Annotated in this window: 2 protein-coding genes; both read right to left on the reverse strand. The window is 44.2% G+C overall.

Annotated features, from left to right (window positions below; all coding sequences use genetic code 11):
* Positions 1-580: 580 nt before the first annotated feature.
* Complete coding sequence (locus HI950_RS35175) at positions 581-1,867, reverse strand: IS110 family RNA-guided transposase (protein ID WP_169091719.1); 1,287 nt, start codon at positions 1,865-1,867, stop codon at positions 581-583.
* 319 nt (positions 1,868-2,186) lie between these two features.
* Positions 2,187-4,217, reverse strand: a complete 2,031-nt coding sequence (locus HI950_RS35180) for a peptidoglycan D,D-transpeptidase FtsI family protein (protein ID WP_317618508.1) — start codon at positions 4,215-4,217, stop codon at positions 2,187-2,189.
* Positions 4,218-4,765: the final 548 nt, after the last annotated feature.

The raw sequence follows: 4,765 nt of genomic DNA on the forward strand, positions 1-4,765 counted from the left end.
TCATTAAAATCAATAGAAAGCTTCTTCATATAAACCTCCATTAGGCTCTCCGTCCCGTTAGTTCAACCAAGCCTCTTTTAATGAATTCATGAAATTCCGTAGTACATTGAGTGCTTACTCACTTGAAAGATCTCATCACTATAGTACCATATATTGTAACTAACCTCCCTCTATGGAGAATCATTTTTCTCTTAAATACGTTTGTTTTCTTAGATTATGAACGTTTTCCTTTCGCACAAGACAACTATTAGATGGGATAAGATTGTAGAAGATGATAAATATGGGAGCAAAAAAAGCGCAAAAACACATCCACCCAGACCACTCGTTTTAAAAAGTGGACATTCTGGAGATATATGGTCGCACTCTTGGATCTCCACTTTGACTCATGGCGGTCAACCCTCCCATGTCTCACAGAGTCTACGCTCCCACATTCCTTCATTCAACCTGTCCATGAGGTGGAGGTCGGATATTGCTGCCCGGCAGGATCTTCGTCCGTATGTTAGTGTTGTTCCGACTCATCCGTGCTTCACTTGTCTGTAACGGTGTTATTACGTTCGGCTTCTATGAAAAAACGTGAACCCTAAGCTGCTAAAGACATGACCGTAAACCGGGGTATATCCCGCAACATTTTTTCTTCACTAAACGGATGTCCCTTCTTCAGGACACCAAAGAGAATTCGTATCAACTTACCGCAAAGCGCAATGAGCGACTGCATCTTTTTCAAAGGGTTGTTTGGCCGCTTTGTGTAATATTGATGCAGGGCTTTAAATGCACGATTCTTTGCCACAAGTGGCATCATGACGCGGAATAGCAGCGCTCTTAGTCGCTTTCGTCCGCGTTTCGTGATCTTTGTCTGTCCCTTGTGTTTACCACTTGTGTTTTCTTTGAGGTTCAACCCTGCGAGTTTGATGATCTGTTTCGGATGCCGGTAGCGCTCAATATCTCCAACTTCAGCGAGAAAACCAGCTATGCTATCCCGACCAATACCTTTAATGGCTAGTAATGGCTTCACATGCGGGATTTGCTCCAGGAGTTCATCAAGCTTTACCTCAAGCTCTTCAAACTTGCTTTCAAGCAGTTTATACTGTGTTAACAACAGCTGGAGCTCGATTTTTGCTAGCTTTGTACCTTCTCGTATGCCAACGGAACGGCTTGCAGCTGCTTTCATACGTCTCATACGTTCTATGCCGAGTCCTCGCTTGGCCACCTCTCTAAGATGCTTCAGCAGAGATTCTTCTGACTGAGAAACCAGCTCATACGGCATCAAACAAAGACCGAGCATCTGGCGTGCGGACTTGCATTCCCAATCCTTAAACACCGTGAGAAACTCTGGAAAATACCGATCTAACCAATTATGGACGCGGCCTTGCACCACACGCAGGTCAGTCGACAGATGATCGCGAATTTTCATTGCTTCCCTTAGTTCAGCATAGATGCCATGGGGAAGATTAGGTACGGCGTATCTTCCGTCTTTGACGAGCTGTGCGATGACTCTGGCGTCTTTGATGTCATTCTTGGTCGGCGAATTGTCGTCTAATTCTTTGCTTTTCTTCACGTGCAGCGGATTAACTACTCCGCATAAGACTTGTTGTTCCTTCAGATAATACGCGAGGTTCAACCAGTAGTGGCCAGTGGGTACCATACCGACTATGACGTCCTTGAACCCTTGCTCCGTCGCAATCTTTCGGAACCAACTAACAAATCGTTCAAAGCCTTCTCGGTTATTTTCAAAGGTAATGGACTTTCCGAACTCGACTCCGCGGTAGTCTTGCGCTCGTGCCACATGTTTGAACTTTGCTATGTCTACACCGACAATTAGGGTAGAAGAAGTGATTTGATTAATGCGATCATTTTGAGTAGAATTCATTTTGTAGTCTCCTTGGTTTGTATTTGGATCCGGTCGCTGGCCAGCATCTGGGACCCACATACATCATACCAAGGAGTCTTTTTGTTTCTCAAACCTCGTATTTCTTCATAATAGGAATGCTGCCCGTTAGCGTAATGAAGCAGCCGATCATTGTGGTCGGCTGCTTCCGTGTTTTTATTGAACTATCGTGTCCCCGTTAGCGTAATGGACGAAAAATGTTTCATTTGTACAACATTTATTTTAAAATTGGCTGTAATTATAAAATAAGGCAGTTCGAAGCTCGCGCTCGAACATGACTTTTGGAATTAATCGTACTTATTCATTCGGCATCCGTCGTCACGGACTGCTTCTTCTTAGGCTTACCTGTCAAACCTACTTCCACATCGTATGCATCAAAAATTTGCCGGGCGATAGGCGATGCACCATAACCCCCAAAGCCGCCATCAGGTACAATGACCGCTACTGCGAGCTTGGGATTCTTTGCAGGTGCATAAGCAATGAAGACGGCATTTTCCGCTGTACGCTTCGCCACGTCTTGCTCCGATGTACCCGTCTTCCGTCTGTAGGTATAATCAACGCCTTCAAAGCCTTCCGATTTTACCAGGGACATGCCCTTCTCAATCTCTTCCCAATATTCAATGGGAAAATCTACGGTGTTCAAAATCTCAGGCTTAAATCCCTGGATAATTTTCTTGTCTGAATCTTTAATTGCATTCACGAATTGGGGCTTCATCCGTTTGCCGTGATTAGCCAGCATTGCTGTATATTGAGCAAGCTGTAATGTCGTATAACGTCCTTGCTGACCATAGGAAGCCATAATAAGTGCAGATTGCGAACTAAATCTCTCCGCGGAGTCAAAATAATCGATAATACCTTTCGATTCTCCGTACAAACCGCTTTCGGTAAGCACGCCAAGTCCAAATTGCTTCATATATCCATCCCAAATCTCTACACTGCTCTTGCCGTTCTGCTCGCCTCTCTTATTAAGCTTGTTGCCGATCATAGCGGCCATGAATGGGTTCGATGAATTCTGAATAGCTTCCGCTCCGTCTATGTTCCCATACACATGCCCCTGGGAATTTGTAACATAAGTCTCGTAGCCTTTTTTACCGTAACTGAATCTGCCGGTATCCTTGTAGTACTCCGTCGTGGAAAATAATTTCTCATTCAATCCAATTAGAACGGATAATGGCTTCAACGTAGATCCAGGCGGCACGATGGAAGATGGGTGTTTTTTTCTTTCTCCCTCCGTCTCATACTTACCGTAAACGCTGCGAATCGTTCCGTTCTCCAATACATTGGAGAAGTTCTCGTAATCTACTGCGCTAATGCGGCCGCCTGCCCAAATGTTCGGATCGTAGTCAGGCATACTCGCCATGGCCACAATGTTTCCGGTATCGACCTCCATCGCAACGGCAAAGCCGGTTTTGGCGTATTCCGCCCGTTCGTATCGATTGGATGAGGTCGTTATTTTTTTCAATTGATTCATGATGGCTTCTTCTGTTTTCAACTGAACGTTTTTGTTAATGGTCAGATAAATATCCGAGCCTTTTTCGGGATTCGTTATTTGCATTGGGCCGATAATACGCTCCGCATTGTTAACGGGATACGTCTTCAATCCGTTCTTTCCCCGAAGAACATCCTGGTACATATACTCCAGACCGTCCATGCCGACATCCTCTTCCTCCAAATACTGAAGGGTCGGCTCTTCCTCCACGCTTTTTTCCTTGTAGAAATCTACCGTTTCGCGAACGCCTTTATACTTTTTCAAATAGCCCACTAGCTGTACGGAAATCGAATCGGAGTCATAGTTCCGAACGCTTTCCTCAATGATATCGACGCCTTTGAAAGCCGTGCGGTTTTCCATGAAATAAGCGATTTCATTATTGGTCAAGCCTGATTTGATGCGCCTTGGTGTCGAGATATTATTCCGGCTGAACTCAAGATCCATTTGGCGGATAATATCGTCTACGGTCATCGCTTTCTCCGGATCTCCGTGCTCCATATACACTTCATACAATTTTCTCGCCATTTCCTTCGCATTCGCTTTAGCATCCTCCAGGTTAAGCTCCGGCTGTATGCTGAAATATAACGTTTGGGTGGATGTGGAATACGCTATCGGATAGCCTGTAGAATCGTAAATATTGCCCCTTATCGGCGGAATCTTTACGCTGCGTGTTACTTTTTCGATGCCCTCATCGCTAAGCGTCGGTCCCTCAACGAACTGTAAAATGGCCAGCCGAACGATCAATATGCTAAACAATGCGAACGTAACAAAGAAAAATAAGTTCAATCGAAACGAAAATTGACGACGATTTATTATTTCCCGCTTTTGCGGATCATCTTGCACGTTTAAACACCTCATATTCATTTAATAAATCATTCTTATATGCCTTATTACGCTCCGGCATATGAGTGTCGTCAAACGCTGGCGCGTTAAACTAATCTCCTGCGCTTGCCCATGTGGCATCAAGCGGAATGAACTCATTGAAAAGAGAAAGTAGCCGGAAACCTTTAGAGGACGCGGCATTGTATTTAAATCTATTTTTTCATTGGTCCACTACCCTCAATATTTTGAATAGAGCTAAGGTTACATCGACATAATTATCGTTATTGTATAAATGTTCCTTTTCGTGCTGGGTTTCGTGGATGTTGTTTGCGCGTATTCCAAATCCACTCTCAATTCGTTCTACGTGGTATATTTTACCACATTTGAGATTCTCATGAAACCCATTAATCACCAGCTAACCTGTCCGTTAGCTTAACAAAGAAATGGAGCAGTTGCCGTAGCAAACTGCTCCTTGATTGTTCAACTATCGTGTCCCGTTAGCGGAACGAATGATCCTACATAAAATAAGTTAAAATAATATCTCCGTTTCCTTCTAACTCGCCAGTTTC

This window comes from Paenibacillus sp. PL91, assembly GCF_012935325.2.
Classification (GTDB): Bacteria; Bacillota; Bacilli; order Paenibacillales; family Paenibacillaceae; genus Pristimantibacillus.

Coding starts and splice junctions, on each gene's coding strand:
- HI950_RS35175 (WP_169091719.1), bottom strand. CDS start 1,867: ATGAATTCTACTCAAAATGATCGCATTAATCAAATCACTTCTTCTACC.